The sequence below is a fragment of the Mesorhizobium marinum genome, from assembly GCF_040813675.1.
GTDB lineage: Bacteria > Pseudomonadota > Alphaproteobacteria > Rhizobiales > Rhizobiaceae > Mesorhizobium_K > Mesorhizobium_K marinum.
This window is the reverse complement of sequence record NZ_JBFOCI010000007.1, coordinates 154,262-176,127: the sequence shown is the minus strand read 5'-3', so window position 1 is coordinate 176,127 and position 21,866 is coordinate 154,262. Positions and strand designations below refer to the sequence as shown.

The 21,866-nt window shown below is 65.3% G+C and carries 23 protein-coding genes; 7 read left to right on the top strand and 16 right to left on the bottom strand.

The features are described 5' to 3' along the window. Nucleotides 1-21: 21 nt before the first annotated feature. From ABUE31_RS20085 to ABUE31_RS20070, 4 genes are all read right to left on the bottom strand, one after another. Nucleotides 22-522, bottom strand: a complete 501-nt coding sequence (locus ABUE31_RS20085; RefSeq protein ID WP_367725515.1) for an Lrp/AsnC family transcriptional regulator — start codon at nucleotides 520-522, stop codon at nucleotides 22-24. Nucleotides 523-628: 106 nt separating this feature from the next. Beyond that, a complete protein-coding gene (locus tag ABUE31_RS20080) occupies nucleotides 629-1,249 on the bottom strand; it encodes a uracil-DNA glycosylase family protein (RefSeq protein ID WP_367725514.1) in 621 nt (206 codons plus the stop codon). Between the two features lies 1 nt (nucleotide 1,250). Then, nucleotides 1,251-1,862 carry a glutathione S-transferase gene (locus ABUE31_RS20075; protein WP_367725513.1) on the bottom strand — a complete coding sequence of 204 codons (612 nt, stop codon included), beginning with the start codon at nucleotides 1,860-1,862 and terminating at the stop codon, nucleotides 1,251-1,253. A 21-nt stretch (nucleotides 1,863-1,883) separates the two neighbouring features. Then, nucleotides 1,884-2,489, bottom strand: a complete 606-nt coding sequence (locus tag ABUE31_RS20070) for a thermonuclease family protein (protein WP_367725512.1) — start codon at nucleotides 2,487-2,489, stop codon at nucleotides 1,884-1,886. A gap of 77 nt (nucleotides 2,490-2,566) precedes the next feature. Between ABUE31_RS20070 and ABUE31_RS20065 the strand changes: the two genes are divergently transcribed. After that, entirely contained in the window at nucleotides 2,567-4,084 is a 1,518-nt protein-coding gene (locus ABUE31_RS20065; RefSeq protein WP_367725511.1) for a sensor histidine kinase, read from the top strand. Nucleotides 4,085-4,086: 2 nt separating this feature from the next. Here the strand turns inward: ABUE31_RS20065 and ABUE31_RS20060 are convergent, their stop codons facing one another. Next, nucleotides 4,087-5,094 (bottom strand): nicotinate-nucleotide--dimethylbenzimidazole phosphoribosyltransferase, encoded by a 1,008-nt coding sequence (locus ABUE31_RS20060; protein WP_367725510.1) that lies wholly within the window; start codon nucleotides 5,092-5,094, stop codon nucleotides 4,087-4,089. 152 nt (nucleotides 5,095-5,246) lie between these two features. Between ABUE31_RS20060 and ABUE31_RS20055 the strand changes: the two genes are divergently transcribed. Beyond that, nucleotides 5,247-5,477 carry a DUF1289 domain-containing protein gene (locus ABUE31_RS20055; RefSeq protein ID WP_367725509.1) on the top strand — a complete coding sequence of 77 codons (231 nt, stop codon included), beginning with the start codon at nucleotides 5,247-5,249 and terminating at the stop codon, nucleotides 5,475-5,477. A gap of 5 nt (nucleotides 5,478-5,482) precedes the next feature. After that, complete coding sequence (locus ABUE31_RS20050; RefSeq protein WP_367725508.1) at nucleotides 5,483-6,184, top strand: TIGR02281 family clan AA aspartic protease; 702 nt, start codon at nucleotides 5,483-5,485, stop codon at nucleotides 6,182-6,184. A 23-nt stretch (nucleotides 6,185-6,207) separates the two neighbouring features. Here ABUE31_RS20050 and dusA read toward each other — a convergent pair whose 3' ends face one another. From dusA to ABUE31_RS20015, 7 genes are all read right to left on the bottom strand, one after another. Next, entirely contained in the window at nucleotides 6,208-7,203 is a 996-nt protein-coding gene (gene dusA / locus ABUE31_RS20045) for a tRNA dihydrouridine(20/20a) synthase DusA (protein ID WP_367725507.1), read from the bottom strand. A gap of 317 nt (nucleotides 7,204-7,520) precedes the next feature. Then, a complete protein-coding gene (locus tag ABUE31_RS20040; protein WP_367725506.1) occupies nucleotides 7,521-8,603 on the bottom strand; it encodes a Gfo/Idh/MocA family protein in 1,083 nt (360 codons plus the stop codon). Between the two features lie 69 nt (nucleotides 8,604-8,672). Continuing rightward, the gene (locus ABUE31_RS20035) at nucleotides 8,673-9,809 is read right to left on the bottom strand and encodes an ABC transporter substrate-binding protein (RefSeq protein WP_367725505.1); all 1,137 of its coding nucleotides are present in this window, start codon (nucleotides 9,807-9,809) and stop codon (nucleotides 8,673-8,675) included. A gap of 56 nt (nucleotides 9,810-9,865) precedes the next feature. Next, a complete protein-coding gene (locus ABUE31_RS20030) occupies nucleotides 9,866-10,666 on the bottom strand; it encodes an ABC transporter permease (RefSeq protein ID WP_367725504.1) in 801 nt (266 codons plus the stop codon). Between the two features lie 31 nt (nucleotides 10,667-10,697). Then, nucleotides 10,698-11,432, bottom strand: coding sequence for an ABC transporter ATP-binding protein (locus tag ABUE31_RS20025; RefSeq protein ID WP_367725503.1), 735 nt, complete (start codon nucleotides 11,430-11,432; stop codon nucleotides 10,698-10,700). A 348-nt stretch (nucleotides 11,433-11,780) separates the two neighbouring features. Beyond that, nucleotides 11,781-12,500 (bottom strand): SDR family NAD(P)-dependent oxidoreductase, encoded by a 720-nt coding sequence (locus ABUE31_RS20020; protein ID WP_437344159.1) that lies wholly within the window; start codon nucleotides 12,498-12,500, stop codon nucleotides 11,781-11,783. A 77-nt stretch (nucleotides 12,501-12,577) separates the two neighbouring features. Beyond that, nucleotides 12,578-13,072 (bottom strand): 2,4'-dihydroxyacetophenone dioxygenase family protein, encoded by a 495-nt coding sequence (locus ABUE31_RS20015; protein WP_367725594.1) that lies wholly within the window; start codon nucleotides 13,070-13,072, stop codon nucleotides 12,578-12,580. Nucleotides 13,073-13,304: 232 nt separating this feature from the next. Here ABUE31_RS20015 and ABUE31_RS20010 point away from each other — a divergent pair, with 232 nt between their 5' ends. Next, complete coding sequence (locus tag ABUE31_RS20010) at nucleotides 13,305-14,375, top strand: MurR/RpiR family transcriptional regulator (protein ID WP_367725502.1); 1,071 nt, start codon at nucleotides 13,305-13,307, stop codon at nucleotides 14,373-14,375. Nucleotides 14,376-14,418: 43 nt separating this feature from the next. Here the strand turns inward: ABUE31_RS20010 and ABUE31_RS20005 are convergent, their stop codons facing one another. Continuing rightward, a complete protein-coding gene (locus ABUE31_RS20005) occupies nucleotides 14,419-14,898 on the bottom strand; it encodes a hypothetical protein (protein WP_367725501.1) in 480 nt (159 codons plus the stop codon). A gap of 183 nt (nucleotides 14,899-15,081) precedes the next feature. Then, nucleotides 15,082-15,846, bottom strand: a complete 765-nt coding sequence (locus tag ABUE31_RS20000) for an SDR family NAD(P)-dependent oxidoreductase (RefSeq protein WP_367725500.1) — start codon at nucleotides 15,844-15,846, stop codon at nucleotides 15,082-15,084. 310 nt (nucleotides 15,847-16,156) lie between these two features. On the opposite strand from ABUE31_RS20000, the gene ABUE31_RS19995 reads away from it, so the two are divergent. The 3 genes from ABUE31_RS19995 (at nucleotide 16,157) to ABUE31_RS19985 (ending at nucleotide 19,671) form a co-directional block, all read left to right on the top strand. Beyond that, nucleotides 16,157-17,662: a M81 family metallopeptidase gene (locus tag ABUE31_RS19995; protein WP_367725593.1), complete on the top strand. Its 1,506-nt coding sequence runs from the start codon at nucleotides 16,157-16,159 to the stop codon at nucleotides 17,660-17,662. A gap of 57 nt (nucleotides 17,663-17,719) precedes the next feature. Next, on the top strand, nucleotides 17,720-19,018 hold the full coding sequence (locus ABUE31_RS19990; protein ID WP_367725499.1) for an amino acid deaminase: 1,299 nt from the start codon (nucleotides 17,720-17,722) through the stop codon (nucleotides 19,016-19,018). Between the two features lie 95 nt (nucleotides 19,019-19,113). After that, a complete protein-coding gene (locus ABUE31_RS19985) occupies nucleotides 19,114-19,671 on the top strand; it encodes an asparaginase domain-containing protein (protein ID WP_367725498.1) in 558 nt (185 codons plus the stop codon). 164 nt (nucleotides 19,672-19,835) lie between these two features. Here the strand turns inward: ABUE31_RS19985 and ABUE31_RS19980 are convergent, their stop codons facing one another. After that, a complete protein-coding gene (locus ABUE31_RS19980; RefSeq protein WP_367725497.1) occupies nucleotides 19,836-20,774 on the bottom strand; it encodes a threonine ammonia-lyase in 939 nt (312 codons plus the stop codon). Further along, nucleotides 20,771-21,793 (bottom strand): succinylglutamate desuccinylase/aspartoacylase family protein, encoded by a 1,023-nt coding sequence (locus ABUE31_RS19975; protein ID WP_367725496.1) that lies wholly within the window; start codon nucleotides 21,791-21,793, stop codon nucleotides 20,771-20,773. The genes ABUE31_RS19980 and ABUE31_RS19975 overlap by 4 nt, the downstream gene beginning before the upstream one ends. Nucleotides 21,794-21,866: the final 73 nt, after the last annotated feature.

The window sequence follows — 21,866 nt, the reverse complement described above, 5'->3', positions numbered from 1 at the left end:
GAGACGCCGGCCGGCACCGCCCTAGATGCCGCCGCCCGCGTTCACGTTGCCGTCCTTTTCCACCAACATGTAGTCGAGCGGCATTTCGGTTGTGTACTTTATCTGCTCCATCGCGAAGGACGAGGAAACGTCGCGAATCTCGATCTTGGCGATGAGCCTCTTGTAGAAGGCGTCGTAGGCGGCGATGTCGGGCACGACAACGCGCAGCAGGTAGTCGATGTCGCCGCTCATGCGATAGAATTCGACGACTTCGGGGAAATCCTGGATCACCTCGGAGAAGCGGCGCAGCCACTCGTGGCTGTGCGAGTTGGTGCGGATCGACACGAAGACCGTGACCCGCGCGTTGATCTTGACGGGATCGAGGATGGCGACCCGGCGCCGGATCACGCCCTCTTCCTCGAGTTTCTGGATGCGCCGCCAGCAGGGCGTGGTCGACAGCCCCACCTTCTTCGCGACGTCGGCGACGGCGAGCGTGGCGTCTTCCTGCAGCAGGCGCAGGATCTTGCGGTCGAGGCGGTCCATCGTTGAGGCTCCCGGGCGGAATGGTCGCCTATTTACCCGACCTTTTCAGCGCTTCGCAAGAAATCCATTCCCCCACTACCTGGGTTAAGGAGAACGATTTGCTCGCTCAATTGGACAGGCGATGGACGATTTCTGTTTTCAGGAAAGGCAGGAATTCCATTTCAAACCAGGGATTTTTCTTCAGCCACGCGGTGTTGCGCCAGGAGGGGTGGGGCAGCGGCAGCACCTTGGGCACCCGTGGCTCTGCGAATATCTCGCGCCATCCGGCCACCGTCTCGGTCAGGGAGCTCCGCCGCGCCGCGCCAAGGTGCCACGCCTGCGCATAGAGGCCAATCGTCAGGACCAGCTCGACCTGCGGCATCTTCTCGATCAGCCGCGCCCGCCATGCCTGTGCACATTCCCGCCGCGGCGGCAGGTCGCCGCCCTTCGCGTCCTGTCCCGGGAAGCAGAACCCCATCGGCACGATGGCGAAATTGTCGGTGTCGTAAAACTCGGCGGCGGTTACGCCGAGCCAGTCGCGCAGGCGGTCGCCCGACGGGTCGGTGAATGGCTTGCCTGACAGGTGTACCCTGGTTCCTGGCGCCTGGCCGGCGATCAGGATGCGCGCCCTGGCCGACGGCACGACCACCGGGCGCGGTTCGTGCGGCAGCGGCGGCCCGATCGGCTCGTCGACGCAGATCCGGCACGCGCGGATCTGCCGCGTCAGGCGGGCAAGATCTCCCGCCACATCAGGCCGAGGCGCTCGGGCGGGCGGCGAGCGCGGCGTGCCACCTGACCACGTTGGCGAGTTCGGCCGGCACTGCCAGGCGTGCCGGCTTCATGAAGTCGATCGCCACCAACCCGGTGATGTCGGCGATCGAATAGGCGTCGCCGGCGACGAACTCGCGCTGCGCGAGTTCTGCGTCGAGCATGGCCAGGAACTCCAGCGCCTTGGGCTTGTTGGCCTCGCCCCATTCGGCAATCTGTGGAACCTCCCACTCCTTCATGGCCGGATGGATGTGGCGGAAGGCCTGGGCGACCGGCCAGAAGAGGTTCATCTCGATGCGGCGCTGCCACATCTCGACCTGCGCCTTGCCGAGCGCTCCCCGCCCGAACAGGGCCGGTTCCGGTTGGATCTCCTCGAAATATCGGCAGATGGCCACCGACTCCGTCAGCACCGACCCGTCGTCGAGTTCGAGAACCGGCAACCGTCGCAACGGATTGCGCGCGGCGATCGCGTCGCCCCTGTGCTCCATCGCCGCCATATCGACCGGCACGAGCGGAACGGAAATGCCCTTCTCGGCGAGAAAGATGCGCACGCGGCGCGGGTTGGGCGCCCTGCCCCCGTCAAACAGCTTCATGGCGATGATTTAATCCCATCGTCACGAAAATCGAAACAGGCGTTTCAGCCAGCCGAGCAAACCGGACGCGGCGTGCTCGATTTCGACCATGCCGCCATGCGCCTGGCGCCAGTCGCGCGGCCGGTCGAAGCTGCCGGCCCACAGGCCGGCGCCCTTGGCGCGCGCGGCGTCCTCCTCGGCGCGGTAGTCGCCATAGGAGACCGCCCAGCCGGCCGCCACCTGGCTGCGGTTGAGGTCGACGCCGCCGACCGAACAGGTGGCGAGCAGCCGATCATACTTGTCGCGCTCGCTGCCCTTGCAGGCGACCGCGCCTTTGCCGACCAGCGCAACCAGCGCCTGGCGCGCCATGCGGCCGCAGGGGTAGTCCGCCCCGTCGCGCATGCAGATCTGGTCGTATTCCGGCGCGTCGATCCCGCGCAGCCTGATGCGCTCCGCGCCGAGCGTGATCGTGTCGCCGTCGTTGACGACGGCGGAGCCCTCGAGGGTACGCATCCCGGCAAGGTCGAGACGGGCGGCCAGGAGTACCAGCAGTGCGAGGAGCGCGACCGCCAGAAACCCATCGCCGACGCGCCGCCAGCCGTTGCGGCGCCGCACCGATGCGCGCCGGGCGCGGCGCATTCTCAGCATATGGCAAACAGTCCGTTAATCATTCCGCAATAGCCTGCGCAGGCTGATGTATAGCGCTTTCGGAAGTTGAAGGTCCAATGCCGTTGCCAGGCTTGAACACGGCAGACAAGATCATCGTGGACCGCAGGAAACCGCATCGCAACAGCGACGTGGCCCGCGCGGTGCGCAAGACGCGCGACCAGCTTGCCCATCAGCCAGGAAACCTGAGCTTCGACCGCGAACTGCTCAAACTGCACGCCAGGGCGATGGCGCGCGTGGCGTTGGCCATACCGGCCATGGTGCTCGTCATTGCCGCCATCGGCCTATACGCCGGCATCCGCGAACAGATGCTGGCCTGGACCGTCGTAACGCTTTCCGGATATGCCGTGCTGGCGCTGGTCGCGCGCCATGCGGACCGAACCGAGACATCCCGCCTGAATGTCGCGACGACGCATCGCAATTTCCTGGTCGCGCATTTCCTGAGCGGTTTCGGCTGGATCTATTTCGTGCTGGTCGATTGCAGCGCCTGCGTGCCTGACCAGTTGGCTGTGATGAAGGCGATCGTGCTGCTGCTGGCGATCGCCGCCACCGCGCTGATCGCTTCGCTGCTGCGCGGCGCGCTCGCCGTCACTTTCGTGCCACCGGTCGCCGCCTATATCCTGTTTGCCCAGCACCTCTGGACGCCGCTGGAAGCTCTGGTCGCCGGCCTGCTCGCCGCGTCGCTTCCCTTCTTCGGCTATGTCGCCGGCCACATGAACCGGGCCGCGCTGACGCTGCTCTCCTTCAGGTCCGAAAAGGATGCGTTGATCGCCGAACTGGATACGGCCAAGTCGATGTCCGACGAAGCGCGCCGCCGGGCCGAGGAAGCCAATCTCGCCAAGTCGCGCTTCCTGGCGTCGATGAGCCACGAGCTCAGGACACCGCTCAATGCGATCCTCGGCTTCTCGGAGGTGATGGGCGACGAGGTGCTCGGCCCGATCGAGAACAAGACCTACCGCGACTACGCCCGCGACATCCACACGTCGGGACAGCACCTGCTCGAACTCATCAACGAGATCCTCGACCTCTCCAGGATCGAGGCTGGCCGCTACCAGCTCAACGAGGAGCCGGTGGTGGTTACCGAAATCGTCGAGGACTGCTGCCACCTGATGGAACTGAAGGCGCGCAACAAGGACATCCGCATCGAGCACCGCTTCGAGCCCGACCTGCCGCGGCTTATGGCGGACGAACGGGCCGTGCGCCAGATCGCGCTCAACCTGTTGTCGAACGCGGTGAAGTTCGCGACGCCCGGCACCGACGTACTCGTACGGGTCGGGTGGACGGCGGGCGGCGGCCAGTACATCTCGGTCAAGGACGCCGGGCCCGGCATCCCGGAAGACGAGATCCCGGTCGTGCTCTCGGCGTTCGGCCAGGGTTCCATCGCGATCAAGAGCGCCGAGCAGGGAACCGGCCTCGGCCTGCCCATCGTCCAGGGGCTGGTCGCGCTGCATGGCGGCGAGTTCGAGCTGCACTCGCGCCTGCGCGAGGGCACGGAGGCGATCGTCATCTTCCCGCCGTCCCGGGTCATGGAGGCGCTGCCCGCCCTGCCGGCACCGAAAATCGCCGCCCGGCGCTGACGTCAGGCAGGGACTGCCGCCGCCATACCGGAGCTCAGCATTGCCGCCGCCCTGACGAGGCCCGCCGCGAGCGCCGCGCCGACGGCTTCGTCGTGAGCGAGTTGGAGGTCGAGCAGCGGAGCAAGGCCGAGCGTCTCGGCGGCGCGGGCAAGCCCGGCATCGACCGGACGCGCGGCGACGATGCAATGGCCGAGGATCGCCGGATTGACGGCGTGGAGGACGCTGGCGGCGGCGATGGACGCGTGCCCGTCAAGGATGACCGGCACCTTCTCGGCGCGCGCCGCGATGATCGCCCCGGCGATGGCCGCGCATTCGCGTCCGCCGACGCGCCGCAACACCTCGAAGGGGTCGCGTCGGTGCGCGCCGTGCAGCGCGACCGCCGCGTCGACAGCCTCGGCCTTGCGGCGCAGCATATCCGCGTCGGCGCCCGAACCCTTTCCCACCCAGTCTGCTCCGGCGCCGCCATGCAGCAGGCACAGGATCGCGGACGCGACGGTGGAGCCTCCGACGCCGATGTCGCCGAGGCAAAGCAGGTCGACGCCGCCGCCGACCGCTTCCATCCCGAACGCCATGGTCGCGGCGCATGCCCGCTCGTCGAGCGCCGCGTCCCGCGTGATGTCCTGCGTCGGCAGGTCGAGCGCGAGGTCGAATACCTTCAAGCCGAGGTCATGGGCCAGACAGACCTGGTTGATGGCGGCGCCGCCGGCCGCGCAGAGTTCCACGGCCCGCGCCGTCGCTTCGATGGGCCTCGGCGACACGGCACGTCCGGCGACGCCGTGCGTCCCGGCGAAGATGGCGACGAGCGGCCTGTTGACCGCCGGCGGCGCACCTCCCGACCATTCGGCGAGCCAGACGGCGAGGCCTTCCATCCGCCCGAGCGAACCCGCGGGCTTGTCGGCCCTGCCGAAAAGTTCGCGCACGCGCGCCGCGGCTGCCGCATCGCCGGCCGGAAGCTCCCGCATCAGGTTGCGAAAATCATCGAACGGAAGCGCGCTCGTGGAACTCGTCATGAAATACCTGCCTCTCCGGTTTGGCTGGGCATAGACGCGAAGCTGCGCCGGCACAATGCCCGGCATGCCCGACCCGCTGCGACGGATCGCGTCGGCGTCAGGCTTGCATCCGGACGCGGCCTGTCCCATGTGAGATGCAGCAAGCGGAACCCTTGATGGCAATCGAATCCCCCTGCATCCTCGTCTGCTCCGTCGACATGAAGACAGGCTATTGCTTCGGCTGCGGGCGCACCCGCGACGAGATCGCAGGCTGGCTCGACATGACCCCGCAGCGTCGGCGCGAGATCATGGAGCTTCTTCCCGCTCGGCTGGAAACGGTCGAGCGCAAGCCGCGCCGCGAGACCCGCCGCGCCCGCATCGCGCGCGAACGCGGGCTGGCGTAGCCGCCATGCGCATCCTCTGGATCGGCATCGCCATTCTCGCGATCGGCCTGGTCGTGCTTCTGCTGTCGGATCCGCATGGCGAAGTCCTCGGCCTCAGCACCGACCGTTTCGGTAACCTCGTCTACCTCGTTGCGCTTGGCGCGGTGGTCGGGTCCGGCGTGCTCTTCTCCGGGCAACGCTTCGGCCAGACGGTGCGGACGCTGGCAATCTGGATGCTCATCGTGCTCGCGCTGATGACCGGATACGAATACCGCTACGAGTTGCAGGACGTGGCGAGCCGCGTCAGTGGCGGGCTGATCCCGGGCAGCCCGCTCTCCGCCCAGGACGGCGACGGTCGCGCCATCGTCACGCTGCAGAAGGGCATGAACGGGCATTTCGACGCCGAGGTCGAGATCAACGGCCGTCCGATCCGCGCGGTGATCGATACCGGCGCAACCTCGACCGTGCTGTCACGCGCCGACGCCGAGCGCGTGGGGTTCGACCCCGCCACGCTTCACTTCAACATCCCGGTGTCCACCGCCAACGGCGTGACAACCGCCGCCCGCGTGGTCGCCGACGACGTCGCGGTCGGCGGGATCGTGCGGCGCCGCCTGCCGCTCCTGGTGGCTGAGGCCGGCCGCCTCGACCAGAGCCTGCTCGGCATGAATTTCATCGGCACGCTGTCGGGCTTCGACGTGCGCGGCGACCGCCTCGTCCTGCGGGACTAGATCAGTTCCCTGGGTTCAATCGGCTAGGCCGCGGCGCGCTCGGCGTTCATGTCGACGGCCGCGAAAGCGTCGCGAAGCACGTCCGACCCGGCGCCCGGCCGGTTCGCTTCGGCCGACAGGATTTGCCGGTAGCGGCGCGCGCCTGGCAGGCCGTGGAACAACCCCACCATGTGCCTGGTGACATGCCCAAGCCGGCCACCGGCGGCAATGTGGCGCTCGGCGTAGGCGCACATCGTCTGGAGCAGCTCACCATGGTCGAACGGGGTCGCGGGTGCGCCGTAGAGAGCCGCATCGGCCTCCGCCAGGATACCGGGCGTGTGGTAGGCGGCGCGGCCGAGCATCGCCCCGTCGACATGCACGAGATGCCGGGCCGCCTCGGCGAGCGTTCCAATCCCGCCGTTAATGCCGATGAAACGGTCCGGATAGGCCTGCTTCAACCGGTAGACGCGCGCGTAGTCCAGCGGCGGTATCTCGCGATTCTCCTTCGGCGAAAGCCCCTCGAGCCAGGCCTTGCGGGCATGCACCCAGAGCGCATCGGCGCCGGCGGCGAAGACCTTGTCGGCCAGCGTGCCGAGCGCCGGCTCGGGATCCTGGTCGTCGACGCCGATGCGGCACTTGACGGTGACCGGGATCGCCACGGCCGCCTTCATCGCCGCGACGCATTCGGCGACCAGCGACGGCGTCTTCATCAGGCAGGCGCCGAACGTCCCCGACTGCACGCGGTCGGATGGGCACCCGACGTTCAGGTTGATCTCGTCGTAGCCGAACTCTGCTCCGACGGCCGCCGCCTCGGCAAGCTTCGCGGGGTCGGAACCGCCGAGCTGCAGCGCCACCGGATGCTCCTGCGCATCGAAGCCAAGCAGCCTGTCGCGCTGCCCGTGGATGACGGCGTCCGCCACCACCATCTCCGTGTAGAGCAGCGCCTCGCGCGTCAGCTGCCGGTGGAAGAAGCGGCAATGCCGGTCCGTCCAGTCCATCATCGGTGCGATGGCGAGCCTAGGAGATCGATTTCTGTACATCTTGCCTGGTATCGGGACGCTGCACGGTTCGGGGTGCACCCCATCTCGCGACAATGCGCCCAAAGCGGCGCGTCGATCGGTTGCGGCGTACCTATACACGCTGATCCAACGACCACAAAGCCGGTCCCGAAATGGTTCTCCTCCACGGAGAAAAGTCTCGCCGCAGTGGCAAGGGTTGCGGCGCTGGTCTGCGAAGGCCCGCCTTGCCATTCCCTCGGTCGAGCCTGCCGGAATTTTGGCTCCGCCTGAAAACATAAACCCGCCAGGTGAACGCGTCACCTGGCGGGCCATTTGCCTTGGGAGACAGGCGTTGATCGTCAATCGAGCCTGATCGCGCGTTCCTCGGCGATGCTCTGATCCGCCGCCAGCACGATGCGCAGGGAATTCAGCGCCGCTTCCATCGAATCCGTCAGGTCAAGGTCCTCGACGATGGTTCGCAGGAAAAACGCCTGCTCGAGGTCGCAGAGCTCCTGGTGGCTGGGCTCATTGTCCATCGAAATCATGTCGTCGGAGCGCGTGAACTTCTTGTCCTCTCCCACGTCGGCATGGTGATGCCGGATCGAGCCAGTCTTGGTGTGCTCGTCGATGTCGGCGCTGCCGGACAGATCGGTCGCCTCGGAGCGAATCTTCTCGTTCGGCACAAGCGAGACCGACCCCTTCGGCCCGACGATGTCCTTCACGAAGAAGGCCGTCTCGGACATCATTGGTCCCCAACCGGCTTCGTACCAGCCGACCGAGCCGTCGTCGAACGTGACGTGCAGGTGACCGTAGTTCTGCTTGGCCGCCCCCTCCCACAGCGCCGCCCCGATGCCGTGCACCCGCACGGGCTTGGCCCCGGTCAGCTGGCACATGACGTCGACATAGTGCACGCCGCAATCGACCAGAGGCGTCAGGCTGTCGAGCAGGTTCTTGTGCCAGAACCATGCCTCGCCAGAGGACTGCTGGTTGAGGTTGAGACGCATCACGAGCGGCTTGCCCAGCGTCTTTCCGTGCTCGATGAATTTCATCCAGCTCGGATGCACCCGCAGGATGTACCCGAGGACGAGCTTGCGGTTCTTCGCCTTGGCCACGTCGACGACGCGTTGTGCGTCTTCGTTGTTCGTCGCGATCGGCTTTTCCATGAACACATGCGCGCCGGCTTCCATCGCCTTGATGGCGTAGTCGGCATGCGTGTTGGCATAGGTGTTGATCGACACCGCATCCGGCTTGGATTCGCGCAGCGCCTCATCGTAGTCCTCGTAGAGCGGATAGCCCTGCAGTTCTTCCGGGAGGGTCTTGGATTTGACCGTGCGCGTGCACAGGCCGACGATCTCGAAACCGGGATTGCGGTGATAGGCGCTGGCATGCGACGCGCCCATGAAACCCAGGCCTACGACTAGAATTTTGACTGGTGCCGCCACGGTGGCTCTCCCCTGTGTCGTTTCATTGGTGGCGGCGGTTGGACGCCCGCCACCCGTTGGTTCGATCGATCAGATGGCCTGCTTGAACAGCGAGGCGCGGATCGCGTCGACGTCGACGCCGGCCAGGGCGTCCGAAACCGGCGCTGCCAGCGCATCCGCCTTGACCTTGGCGAAGTCGAAGTCGTTGATCGCCGGGACGAGATCATTCGTGCAGACGTCCGCGGCCTGCAGCGGATCCTTCTTTTCCTTGGAGGTCGAAGCCGACAGGTCGAAGAATGTCTGCCACGACTGCATGTCGTGCCATCCCCAGCCCTGGCGCTTGTCCCAGTCGCCGCGGAACACGTTGGCTTCCTGCAGCACAGAGGTGACGCCGAGCTCCGGTCCCATGTTCGCGGCCAGGGTCGGGAACTGCTCGAACACCGCGTCCACGGCGGCCCGGGGATTGTGCTCGGAAAACTCGAGCCCCATCGCCCAGCCGCGCAGGTACTGCTCCAGGAACGCCTTCTTGTCGGCGTCGTCGACATCGGCCGCCCGCACCGAGAACGTGTTTCCGGGCAGCGGCGACTTCTGCACGCCGAGCCAGTATTCGAACGGCAGCCCCTTCGCGGTCCACTCGGCGCGCAGGCCTTCCCATGCAAGCGCCGCGTCGCCTTCGCCGGCCGCAAGCGCCGTGCCCCAGGTGGGCCAGCCCGCCTCGAGATACTTGACCGAAGAAATGTCGACGCCCTGCGCGGCGAGCATCGGCTCCACGATCGGCTGCCATGCCGCCGAACCCAGCAGGATCGTCTTGCCGGCCATCTCCTTGATGTCCTTCGGGCCCTCGCCCTTGCGGAAGGCGAAGCTGAAGGAGTCGCGCGGGCACATGTGGAACACCGACTTCAGCTTCATGCCGGCCTGCAGGCCGAAGGAGAAGACGCCGGGGGACGGAAAGCCCATGTCGGCCTGGCCGACGTCGACGAACTTGACGGTGGCGGTTCCATCCGACGGGCCGGGCTGAATGTCGATGTTCAGATCCCCGAAATAGCCCATCTTCTTGGCCACCCAGTACGGAAAGTCGCCGGCGACCTCGAGGCTGCCGCGCGGCGAAATCCACGTGAAGGCACGCTGATACGGAGCTGCCATCGACGGACGCAGGCCCATGCCCATGACCGCCACGCCGGTCGCAGTTGCCTGCAGGAAATGCCGGCGATTCAAGGAAAACGTCATTATTTCACTCCCCTAAAATGTTGAGAAAACCGATTTCAGTTTGGGCGAGTCCGACCTCACAACTCCCAACTCGCCCATTTCTTGCCGACCAGGACAAAGAAACTGTAGATGAGGATCCCCAGCGCCGAGAGGATGAGGATCACCGCGAAAAACTCCGGCATGTCGATCATCGAGGAATAGGTCGTCAGCCGGTTGCCGAGACCGAAACCGCCGCCGACCATCTCGGCTCCGACTGCCGTCAACAATCCGAAGATCGCCCCGATCATGAGGCCGACCAGGATCATCGGCAGCGCCATCGGCGCGCGGATCTTCCAGAATATCTGCAGCGTGCTGGCGCCATAGGAACGGGCGAGCGCGATCTTCGCGCTGTCGACCCTCCGGAAACCCGTTGCGGCGTTGATCATGACCATCGGACCGGCCGCCAGCGCGACCGCGATGATGCGCGGCTCGAATCCAAAGCCGAACCTCAGGATGAGAAGCGGCACCAGCGCCAGCATCGGCGTCGTGACCAGCACGAGGATGTACGGCGCGATGATCTTTTCGGCGAACGGAAACTGGGTGATTACGGCCGCCAGGATCAGGCCGATGCCGGCGCCGATCGCAAAGCCGGAAAACAGCTCGATCAGCGTGTAGCCCAGATGCGGCGCTATGCTCGGGAACTCCGTCCACAGCGCGGCCGCCACGGACGATGGGGTCGGAAGCACGTAGGCGGGCACTTCGAACCAGCGCAGCGACGTCTCGAGCGCGCCGATCACAATGATCGCGGTCAGGACGATCGTGAACGCCTCGGCGCTCGTGCGCGCTCCGCCGCCGGAGAGCGCCGACATGTTGGTCAATCCCGCGGCGCCGTCAGCCATGGAAACGCCAGAACCTGATACACTCACGCGCCTACTCCGCTGCCATGTTGACGGACGGATCGAAGCCGTAGATCCCCGCCTTGATCGTGTTCGACAGGTCGAACGCCGCCTTGCTGGCCATGACCTGCATGCTTCGCGGCCGCGCGAAGTCGACGGCCAGGTCCTGCTGCACGCGGCCGGGCCGGTTGGCCATGACCAGCACGCGGTCGGACAGGAAGATCGCCTCTTCAATCGAGTGCGTGATGAAGACGATCGTCGTCTTGGTCTCCAGCCAGATCTCTTCGACCAGCCGGTTCATTTCTTCGCGGATGAAGGCGTCGAGCGCCCCGAACGGCTCGTCCATCAGCAACACCGACGGACGCAGCGAAAGCGCGCGCACGATCGATGCCCGCTGCTGCATTCCGCCCGAAAGCTCGCGTGGGAAATTGCGCTCGAAGCCGACCAGGCCGCACCGCTCCAGCAGGTGGCCGATCCAATCCATGTCGGGCTTCTCGCGCCTTATCTCGAATGGAAACAGGATGTTGTCCATGAGATTGCGCCACGGCAGCAGGTTGGGCTCCTGAAAGACCAGGCCGATGTCTGGATGCGGACCCTTGATCTTCGTCCCGTCCAGGAAAATCTCGCCCTCGGTCAGGTCGCGCAGACCCGACATTGCCCACAGAAGCGTGCTCTTGCCGCAACCGGACGGGCCGACGATCGAGACGATCGTGTTCTGCTCGACATCAAAGGTGCAGTCCTTCAACGCGACACGCGGGCCATAGGCCATTCCGGCCCCGGCGATTCGCAGTTTCGGTGCTTGTTTTGCAATGCCAGCCATTGCCGAATATCGCCTCCCGCATGGTGTCAGCGCATCGTGTAGGACATTTACGTGATGCGCGAAATTCAATGTCATTATCCTACATTTGTGTCAAGCATTCCTGTCCGCAACCGGTCAAAAATCCCGGATTTTCAAGATCTCCAGCACTTGAGAGAAAGGACGACGCAAACATGGTTCCGCCCGCGCCGACCCCGGGTCAGGACGGGCCGCCATGCGAACGGCGCAGAAATTCGACGCCCGACACGGATGTCGCCGGGCTACATGCCCGACCGTCCGGAAACGGCCGGACGAAACCGGTCAGGCGACGAGATATCCGCCGTCGACGGGCAAGGTGACGCCGGTCACGAACCCTGCTGCCGGGCTGCACAGGAACGCGATGGCCTGCGCCACGTCGTTCGGCTCGCCCCAGCGGCGAAGCGGCGTTCGCGACAGGATCGCCTCGGAGCGCTGCGCGTCATCCTGCAGCGCCTTGGTGAGCGGCGTTGCAATCCAGCCGGGTGCCACCGCGTTGACCCGAATACCTTCGGCGGCATAGGCGATGGCGAGCGACTTCGTGAGCTGCGCCACGCCTCCCTTGCTGGCGCTGTAGCCCGGCACCAGCCCGCCGCCGAAGAAGCTCAGCATCGAGGCCATGTTCACGATGCAGCCACGGCGTTCCGCCAGCTTGGTGCGCGCGGCCGCGCAACACCGCATTGTTCCGTTGAGATTGATGTCGACGACGCGCTCGAACACCTCGATCTCGTGCTCTTCGACGCGCTTGATGATGCCGGCGCAATTGACGAGGATGTCCAACCCGTCCAGCTTCCCGATGAACGCACGGACGCCGTCATTGTCGGCGACGTCCAGTTCGCTGAAGACGACGCCGGCAACCGGCGCGCAGGCATCCGCCCCGAGCCCGACCGCATGGACGGTCGCACCAAGAACCGCCAGCGCCTCCGCGGCCGCCGCGCCGATGCCGGTCGTGCCGCCGGTCACGACGGCCATCTTGCCCTTGAACAAATCCGGTTGAAAGCTCACCGATCCCCCCTGTCGCCTGCACCTGCCGCGACACGGAGCGTGTCGGCGGACAAACCTTCGCTGGACCCGCTCGACGCTCAGCGGATGAACTGGTCGACGTAGTCCTCGCCGAGACCGACCGAACCGTAGTGCTTGCGGCACATGTCGATCTTCGTGAAGACGTCCTCGTAGCCGACGTGGTTGCCCCAGGGGTCGACGTAGTACATGCAGCCGTTGACCTGGAAGTAGGTGATCATTTCCTGCACGCCCTCGTCGACGACCAGCGTGTGGACCTCGCCCGGAGGCTCGAACGCGTAGCTGCCTTCGGTCGCCTCCCAGTCGTGCTCCAGATAGCGCCAGCGCCCCTTTAGGACCATGGCGTGCACGGGGCCGGGATGGCGATGCCGGCTGACCACGCCCGAACGGCGCACGCGCAGCAGGTTCATCCAGTATCCGCCCGAACGGCTGAGGCACAGCGGCCGAAACCAGACGTTCTCGTTCTGCGGGACCCAGATACGCTCGTCGAGGGGAATCGCATTCGGAACAACCAGGTCGGGCAGCATCTCCGCGCACTGCTGCTTCTGGTAGGGCATGCGCAGCAGTTCTTCCGCCGTATGCGATCCGTCGTTCTGCGCCTGATGCTCGCTCACCGTGTGCTCCTCCTGAAGTCCATGACCATTGGAATGTCACCGCGAGAAATATAGCAACATTTTTCAAATCGCAAGTGCGACATCTCGTTCAAAATGTGTCTAAATTACATATTGGACCAAGCCCGCCACCCAGGTCCGGCCTGGCCGGGCCCAATCGCCGCGCATTGCATCGACATTGCGAGACTATCGGCAAAACAGAAAATCGATGATACCGCCCCGTCGCAATCATCCGCCGGCGTGGCGCGCCCGTCACCGCCCGGGACTATGGACAAGGCCGGCTTCCCGACGCACTGTCCGCCGATACTGCGGTGCGCGTCAAGTAAATCATGGATTGGAGCAGCGTTTGACTGAGGGGATTCAGGAAATGAGCGTGACGCCTGATATTATTATGGATATTCGCAATATTGCGCGAAATGGAAGCAAGGTCGAGCGGAAGATCGCAGAGGTTTTTCTTTCCGATCTTCATTTTGCCTGCAGCGCATCGATCGCCGTTCTCGCAGACAAGGCAGGCGTCAGCGAGCCGAGCATCACCCGGCTGTGCCGGGCGCTGAACTGCACCGGCCTGCGCGACTTCAAGCTGCGGCTCGCCCAGGCTTTGGCCATCGGCGAGTTTTATCTCGTGCCGCCGCCGCCCAGCACCAACTCGCCGGAGGAGCGGATCGCCGCGGCCGTCTGCGACGCCGCGATCGAAACCATCGTCGCTGTCCGCAAGGATGTCAGCATGGGAACGATCATGACGGCCGGCGAGCGACTGTCGAAGGCCCGGCAGGTCTACATCTACGGTTCGGGCGGCATCTCGTCGCTCGGCGCGATCGAACTGCAGAACCGGTTGTTCCGCTTCTCCATTCCCGCTATCGCCCACATCGACGGGCAGATGCAGCAGATGACGGCGGCCGTTGCCGATCCGGATACCGTGACCATCGGCATCTCCCTTTCGGGATCCGCGCCTGCGGCGGTCGCAGCCACCGAAATCGCAAGGCGCTACGGTGCGCGCACCATATCGATCGCGCCCGGGAAATCGCCGCTTGCGCAGGCGTCCGAAATCAACGTCGTGTTCGAGCCCCGCGAATACGACAACGTCAAGAAGCCGGCGTCGGTCCGCTATGGGCTGATGGCGATCGTCGACCTGATCGCCATGGCGACCATCGAATATCTGGACGACGCATCGATCGAACGGATGCGACGGGTCCGCCTGACCCTGAGCGAGCTCAAGGGACGCAACCGCTACTGGCCGCTCGGCGACTAGCCGCGCGCAACCTGGCCTGCCGCCCCGTTACCAGGGCAGGGCCTCAGGCGCCGGCATGGAACAGGTAGCCGGCAAAGCCCGTAATCCGCCAGCGATCGCCGGCATGGCCGCAGAAATAGAGCGTCTGGAAAGCGAGCGTCTCGCGCGAGCCGTCGGCGCGCAGGATGTCGCCGCTGAACTTCTTGTGTGCGATGGCGGCCGTGCCGCGGATGTCGATCTGGTCGAGCCTGACGATCTTCAGCAACGTGTCGACCAACGGTTCCTTGTAGACGTGTCGCGCGGCTTCGGCGGCCTGGCGCAGCCATTCCTCGCGATAGATCGCAAGCGTCGGAAATGCCGGTTTCCAGTCGTCCGGGCTGGCTGACTTGTTCGCGTCAATGCCGAAGAATCTGCCTTCGTCGAAGTCGGGCGCGACCATCGACCAGTCCTGCGTCGCAAATGCCTTGAAATCGCGCGGCATGAGCATTTCCCAGATGAAGGCCCTGTCGGGATCTCCGGCAAACGGGTTTGGCGTCGATGTCATGCAGTTCGCTCCGGTTGCCGGCAACGGCGCTGTGCCGGGCGTTCACATCTTCGTTCGGCCCAGGCCTCAACACCTCCGGCAGGTCACTGGCCTGAGGCACATCGGCAGCCAGCCGCCGAAGGCTACGAGTCCCTCACTCCCCGCCCCCGCGCATCGGCGGAGACAAGGGCGAACGGCCGGCCGCTATCCGAGGATGTCGTTGATGAAAGGGAGGCACCCGGCGGTCAATCCGCCATCCACGGGCAACACCGTCCCGGTAATGCCAGACGCCAGGTCGGACGCCAGGAAGGCCACCGCCTCGGCCACTTCCGTGGTGTCGACGAGGCGTCCGAGCGGATAAAGACGCTTGAGCTTGGCCGGAATGTCCGCGTCCTTCGCCAGCCGGTGGTCCCACGCAGGCGTGCGGATGGATCCGGGCGCAACGACGTTCGCCCGAACCCCATTGCAACCGAGTTCCACCGCCAGAGACCGCGCATAAGCATTGATGCCGGCCTTGGCCGAGGCGTAGGCGGGATTGCCGTAGTGCAGGAGCGCATTGACCGAAGAGACGAACACGATGCTGCCCTGCCCCCGCGCGGCCATCGCGCGGGATAGGGGATTGGTAAAGCACATCACGCCGGTCAGATTGAGGTCGACCTCCCTCTCGATGGCCGCCGGCGTCAGGTCCGCCACCGTCTCGGCGCGGGTCCAGCCAGCGTTGTTGACCAACACATCGGGGCAGCCTGACGTCTCTAGTATCCGCTGTGCCGCGTCAGCGACCGATTGCGTGTCGAGAAGGTCAAAAGCGATTTTCTGCTCGAGCGGAAGCGCGGCCATCGCGTCGAGCGCGACATCGCAACCGACGACACGCGCACCCTTGTCCGCGAAAGCCGACACCAGCGCCGCGCCCAGCCCTCCGCTCGCGCCGGTGATCACAACGGTCTTGCCCGCCAACCCGCTTCCGACCATTCGACTTTCGCCTCAATTCTTCTGGATCGCTCGGCACCGCATAGATAGAAAAAAGTAGCTTAGCAACAACTAAATCACTTGCTGGCATTTTTGTCGGCGTCTATGTAGGAAACCGTCACGCCCGCTCCATACCCCGCCTCGATGTAATTTGAGCGAACAGATGAGAATGCCAAATGATTAGCGCAGCAAGCCGCCATGGCGGTCGCGCCTCCCATCCATTTTCGATGGCTCGCACGGCGCTTCGGCGCCCATGTTCGCACTCCTGGTCGACACATCCGTTCGGAAGCACGGAAGCGGCAGTGTCTTGAGCATGCGAATTTTCACAGCATCGTTGGCGACTGAAACCAACACGTTTTCCCCGGTCCCGACAGACCGCAAGTCGTTCGAGGCCGGGTTCTTCGCCCTTCCCGGGGCTCATCCCGACACTCCGACCCTCTGCTCGTCGCCGGTCGTGGTCCTGCGCAAGCTGGCGCGGACGGAAGGCCTCGACGTGATCGAAGGCACGGCCGCATGGGCCGAGCCTGGAGGGCTCATCCAGCAGCAGGCCTATGAAAGCCTGCGCGACGAGATTCTGGACCAACTGCGCGCAGCCATGCCGGTCGACGCGGTCATTCTCGGCCTGCACGGCGCTATGGTGGCGCACGGCTACGACGATTGCGAGGGCGACCTTCTCGCGCGCATCCGCTCAATCGTGGGGCCGGATATCGTCGTCGCCTGCGAGTTCGATCCGCACAGCCATCTGACGCGGAAACGTGTCGATGCCTGCACCCTCATCGCGGCATTCCTCGAGTACCCGCATACCGATTTCTACGAGCGCGGCGAACATCTGGTGGATTTGAGCCTCGCCACGCTGCGCGGGGAGATCCGCCCGGCGATTTCGACGTTCGATTGCCGGATGATTACCGTCCTGCCCACAAGCCGCGAGCCGATGCGCTCCTTTGTAGACCGCATCAAGGCGTTGCACGGCAAGGACGGGATACTTTCGATCTCCGTCATTCACGGTTTCATGGCGGCCGACGTGCCGGATATGGGCGCCCGCATCGTCGTCGTTACCGACAACGACAGGGCCAAGGGCGATGCGCTGGCGCAAGAGCTGGGCATGGAACTATACGCAATGCGCGAGCAGACGCTGATGGCGATGGTCGATCCTGATGAAGGCATCGATCGGGCATTGGCCGCGCACAGCGCCAACCCGCAGAAGCCGGCCGTCATCGCCGATGTCTGGGACAACCCCGGCGGCGGCGTCGCCGGCGACGGGACCGCCATCCTGCGGAGGATGATGGAACGTGGCATCGACCGCGTCGGCCTTGCCACGATCTGGGACCCGGTCGCCGTGACCTTCTGCCATGCAGCCGGTGAAGGCGCGAGCATCCAGCTGCGCTTTGGCGGAAAGGCGGGAGCGTCGGCCGGCGAGCCCGTCGACGCCAGCGTTCGCGTGATGAAGGTCGCGGCCGAAGGCTGGCAGAGTTTCGGACAGAGCCGCGTCACCCTTGGCCCGGCCGCGGTCGTCCGGATCGAGGGCACGGAGATCGACATCATTCTCAACGCCAACCGGACGCAGGCCTACGAACCGGACATCTTCTCGAACATGGGCATCGATCCGTTTGCAAAGGACATCCTGGTCGTCAAGTCGACCAATCACTTCTACGCCGGCTTTGCGCCCATCGCCGCCGAGGTGATCTACGTGTCCGCGCAGACGTCATACCCCACGGATCCCAGCAGGACGCAATACCTCAAGGTGACCCGTCCGATCTGGCCGCGGGTGCCCGATCCGTGGAGCGTGGCTCCGGTGGAACAGCACGCCGCGGGCCGCTGACCGGTGCGCCGGCTCGATCCGCAATTGCCGGCAGCGGAACTCTGAAGGGATTTTCTGATGGACGATGCGCTCATTGACTCGATCGTGATCGATGCGCTGGAAAAGGGCCTGCCCCCGGGGATCGGGCCGGCGACGATCCGTGAAGTCGCAAACTTGGGCATCCGGGTGTTGTCCGACGACATCCCGCTGCCGCTGCTGGTTCTGCGCCAGTCTGCCCTGGACCACAACAGCGCCTGGATGACGAGTTTCCTGGAACTGACCGGCACGTCGCTCGCGCCCCATGGAAAGACCTCGATGAGCCCGCAGCTGTTCCGCCGCCAGATGGCGGATGGCGCATGGGGAATGACGCTGTCGAACATCCACCAGCTCAAGGTCGGGCGGCATTTCGGCCTCAAGCGGATCGTTCTGGCAAACGAACTGGTCGGTCGCGGCGCCATTCGGTACGTGCTCGAGGAACTCGAGAAGGACCCTGAGTTCGACTTCTTCTGCCTCGTGGACAGTTCGACCAATGTCGAGGCAATCGCCGAACTGGCGAGGGAAAAGGGCATGACCCGGCCGGTGCAGATGCTTGTCGAGGCCGGTATCGCCGAGCGTCGTGCGGGCTGCCGGACGCTCGACGCCGCACTCGACGTCGCCCGCGCGGTCTCGCGCAATGCGCCCTACACGGCGCTGCGCGGAGTCGAGGGTTTCGAGGGCGTCGTGAACAACCCCGACCCGGCCAGGCGGCAGGAAGCCGTCACCGGCTTCATCGACTTCCTCTGCGAGATTGCCCGGCGTTGCGAAGACGAAGGGCTGTTCGCCGACGGCGAAGTGATCCTGAGCGGCGGCGGATCGGCCTATTTCGACATCGTCGCATCCCGCTTCGGCGCGTTGAAGCTGCGCCAGCCGACCCGCACCGTCCTGCGTCCCGGCTGCTACCTGACCCACGATTCCCACATGCTGCGGAATTTCATGGCGGAGATGAAGGCGCGGCGTCCGGACCTTGCGGCGCTCGGCGAGACCTGGCGTCCGGCATTGGAGGTCTGGGCGCATGTGGTTTCGCGCCCGCAACCGGACCACGTCATTGTCGGCCTGGGCAAACGCGATGCGAGCTATGACGCCGGCTTCCCGGTGCCGTTTGCGATGTGTCGGCCTGGAAGGGACAGCCTGCCTGTGGCGCTCGAAGGCAAGCATGTGGCCATCGAGATGAACGACCAGCATCTCTTCCTCAAGGTTCCAGCCGATTCTTCGCTCGAGGTCGGGGACATGATCGGTTTCGGGATCTCCCACCCCTGCCTGACACTCGACAAGTGGCGGTTCATTCCGGTGGTCGATGATGACTATGTCATGGTGAGCGCGGTCACGACAGCATTCTGACGGGCAGCCGAGGTTCGAAGACCTATATCGGCGCGCTTGCGTTCAACAGCTTCGGCAATCCCGTGGCGCGGCTCACCGAGAGGATGCTGCGACGGATGCTCGACGGCACCTCATTTGTGTACGAGGATGGATCGGCGATCGCGCCACCATGGAACATCTGCATGCAAAGCGTTCGGATCATTGTCACCGGCGGAACCATCGACAAGGTGCACGATATCTTGACCGAAACCCTGGGCTTTTCGGGGCCCGGGAGATCGCAGATCCCCGAGTTGCTGAAACAGGCCCGATGTGAACATCCCGTCGTCGAGATTCTGATGCAGAAGGATAGTCTCGAGTTCGAAGACAGGGATCGGCAGGCGATCGCGGCCGCGGTTGAAGCGGCGCCCGAAAAGTCCGTCGTCGTGACACACGGCACGGGAACGATGGATCGAACCGCGCGCTTTCTCGGGCCCCGGGTTTCCGACAAGACGGTCGTTCTGACGGGTGCGATGCGGCCTTTTTCCCTCGGCGCTTCGGACGGCCCCTTCAACCTGGGCGGCGCCATCATCGCGGCCCAAATCCTGCCCCACGGCGTCTGGGGTGCAATGAACGGTCGGATCTTTCCGTTCGACAGGTTGAAGAAGAACACCCGCACCGGGCGGTTCGATCGTTGAACGGGGTCTGCCTTGCGGCTCCTCAGCCGAGGTCCGTCAGGTAGCTGGTTCGGGCAAGCCGGTTGCCGGTGCCAAGTGCAAGGGATCCGTGGTCGTCGGCTCTCCCGGGCCTGCGACGCGGGAGAGTCTTTTTCTTGGCGAACGCCGGACCGCTTCGGCCGCGCCTACGCGATACCGTCGGGACCGGCGCCGCAGACGAGCGCGCCAACCGTTTCGTCGCGCCCGAACGTCACTCTGCCCGACCTCAGGGCGGCGATCGCCGCCGCGCCGCTCAGGTCGGAGGCGATGCCGAGTTCGAACCAGAGCCAGCGCGCAGCCTCCAGCATGGCCTCGTCGTCGATCAGAACGATGTCATCCACGTGGTCGCGCACGGTCTCGTAGATCTTCTGGTCGGTCATGCCGCAACTCATGGTGGCGACGCGGCTGGTCACGCTGTCGAGCCGCACCAGGCGGCCGGCATCGAGGCAGGCTTTCAGCGTGGGCGAGCCGACGGGTTCGATGCCGACGATGCGGACCGATGGCTTCAGCGCCTTAAGCGCCACCGACATGCCGGCGATCAGCCCGCCGCCACCGACGGCCACCAGCACGGTGTCGACATCAGGCACGGTATCGAGGAGTTCCAGTGCGACCGTGCCCTGCCCGGCCACCACAGCGGGGTCGGCGAAGGGATGGAAGTAGGCCGCGCCCTCCTCCTCGGCGAAGGCGAGCGCCGCTTCGTTGGTCTCGTTCCAGATGGCCCCGAGGACGCTGACTTCGGCGCCCCAGCGCTTCAGCTTCTCGCGCTTCTCGGCCGTCGCACTCTCGGTCACGAAGACATGGGCAGGCACGCCGGCGATGCGCGCCGCGCGGGCCACGGCCAGGCCGTGGTTGCCGCCCGAGGCTGTGACGATGCCGTTGGCGATCGCCTCTCGGGGCATGCTGAGCAGCTTGTTGGTGGCGCCGCGCGCCTTGAACGACCCGGTCGCCTGCAGGCATTCGAGCTTCAGCATCAGGCGGGCGTCTGTCACCGGCTCCGACACCGCCTCGACGGCGATGGTTGGCGTCTTGCGGACGTGCGGGGCGATCTGGCCGGCCGCAGCCCTGATGCAGTCGATGGAAATCATGCCGGCTTCCTTTCATAGGGCGAGGCCACCACCAGGCAGCAGTTTCCGGGGCGGACTCTGCCCGGCTGCCGGCGACCATAGACGATGCCGTCGGCGCGGTAATGCATTTCGATCGGCGTGCGGCCCGGCTGCGTCAGGAAATGGATTCGCCCGGCGAGTTCGCCGGCGCGAACCTCGGTGCCGAGCTTGTGGATAGGTTCGAATACGCCGTCGTCCTCGGCGATCAGATGCGCCTTGCCGGTGAGCTCGTAGAGCCGCGACGGCGCCTCGGGTGCAACCACGGTTTCGCCAGGCAGCACGCCGACATGCGCCAGCACGTTGCGCACGCCGCGTCGGCAGAGCGCCAGCGCATCGATCGAGACCGTGCCGGCGCCGGCCATCTCGGTTCCGATCGCCGTCATGCCGGCGAGAGCCGCCGACGCCGTCGCCGTGCGCGGATCGCCTCGGTTGTCGATGACGACGGTGACAGGCGCGCCGAAGGCCAGCGCCGCATTCACGTTCGCCTCGTGTTGCTCGGGCGTCTTGCCCGGCTCGATGACGGCGCTCGGAATGATGTCGAGCGAAGAGCCGCCGGAATGGAGGTCGACGAAAACGTCACCCATCGGGAACAGCACGTCGTTGACGAATGCCGCGATCTGCTGGGTTGTCGTTCCCAGCGGGTCGCCCGGGAAGGTGCGGTTCAGGTTGAGCCCGTCGATCGGCGAGACGCGGCGGCCGGCAACCACGGCCGGCTGGTTGATCGCCGGGATGAAGATCAGTCTGCCCGAAACCTCGGCCGGATCGAGGCCACGGATCAGCTCGCCGAGCGTGATCGGACCTTCGTATTCGTCGCCGTGGTTGCCGCCTTCCAGGATGACGGTCGGGCCCTCCCCGTTCTTGATGACGGCAACCGGCACCGGAATCACGCCCCAGGCGTCGTCATGCGACGAAAGTGGCACATGGAACACGCCGATCTGCTTTCCCGGCTTGTCGAAATCCACCGTGGCGGGCGTCAGCTGTTGGGTTATATTGCGTTCCATTGGCTACTCTTCATGCTGGGTAGGGACGATGGGCGGCGCGTGCGGACAACTTTCCGTACACGACATTTGATTT

Excerpts from the sequence above, each read along its gene's own strand:
- ABUE31_RS20085 (WP_367725515.1), bottom strand. The coding sequence starts at position 522 with ATGGACCGCCTCGACCGCAAGATCCTGCGCCTGCTGCAGGAAGACGCC.
- ABUE31_RS20075 (WP_367725513.1), bottom strand. The coding sequence starts at position 1,862 with ATGAAGCTGTTTGACGGGGGCAGGGCGCCCAACCCGCGCCGCGTGCGC.
- ABUE31_RS20070 (WP_367725512.1), bottom strand. The coding sequence starts at position 2,489 with ATGCTGAGAATGCGCCGCGCCCGGCGCGCATCGGTGCGGCGCCGCAAC.
- ABUE31_RS20065 (WP_367725511.1), top strand. The coding sequence starts at position 2,567 with ATGCCGTTGCCAGGCTTGAACACGGCAGACAAGATCATCGTGGACCGC.
- ABUE31_RS20060 (WP_367725510.1), bottom strand. The coding sequence starts at position 5,094 with ATGACGAGTTCCACGAGCGCGCTTCCGTTCGATGATTTTCGCAACCTG.
- ABUE31_RS20050 (WP_367725508.1), top strand. The coding sequence starts at position 5,483 with ATGCGCATCCTCTGGATCGGCATCGCCATTCTCGCGATCGGCCTGGTC.
- dusA (WP_367725507.1), bottom strand. The coding sequence starts at position 7,203 with ATGTACAGAAATCGATCTCCTAGGCTCGCCATCGCACCGATGATGGAC.
- ABUE31_RS20035 (WP_367725505.1), bottom strand. The coding sequence starts at position 9,809 with ATGACGTTTTCCTTGAATCGCCGGCATTTCCTGCAGGCAACTGCGACC.
- ABUE31_RS20030 (WP_367725504.1), bottom strand. The coding sequence starts at position 10,666 with ATGGCTGACGGCGCCGCGGGATTGACCAACATGTCGGCGCTCTCCGGC.
- ABUE31_RS20025 (WP_367725503.1), bottom strand. The coding sequence starts at position 11,432 with ATGGCCTATGGCCCGCGTGTCGCGTTGAAGGACTGCACCTTTGATGTC.
- ABUE31_RS20015 (WP_367725594.1), bottom strand. The coding sequence starts at position 13,072 with ATGCCCTACCAGAAGCAGCAGTGCGCGGAGATGCTGCCCGACCTGGTT.
- ABUE31_RS20005 (WP_367725501.1), bottom strand. The coding sequence starts at position 14,898 with ATGACATCGACGCCAAACCCGTTTGCCGGAGATCCCGACAGGGCCTTC.
- ABUE31_RS20000 (WP_367725500.1), bottom strand. The coding sequence starts at position 15,846 with ATGGTCGGAAGCGGGTTGGCGGGCAAGACCGTTGTGATCACCGGCGCG.
- ABUE31_RS19995 (WP_367725593.1), top strand. The coding sequence starts at position 16,157 with ATGCGAATTTTCACAGCATCGTTGGCGACTGAAACCAACACGTTTTCC.
- ABUE31_RS19990 (WP_367725499.1), top strand. The coding sequence starts at position 17,720 with ATGGACGATGCGCTCATTGACTCGATCGTGATCGATGCGCTGGAAAAG.
- ABUE31_RS19985 (WP_367725498.1), top strand. The coding sequence starts at position 19,114 with ATGCTCGACGGCACCTCATTTGTGTACGAGGATGGATCGGCGATCGCG.
- ABUE31_RS19980 (WP_367725497.1), bottom strand. The coding sequence starts at position 20,774 with ATGATTTCCATCGACTGCATCAGGGCTGCGGCCGGCCAGATCGCCCCG.
- ABUE31_RS19975 (WP_367725496.1), bottom strand. The coding sequence starts at position 21,793 with ATGGAACGCAATATAACCCAACAGCTGACGCCCGCCACGGTGGATTTC.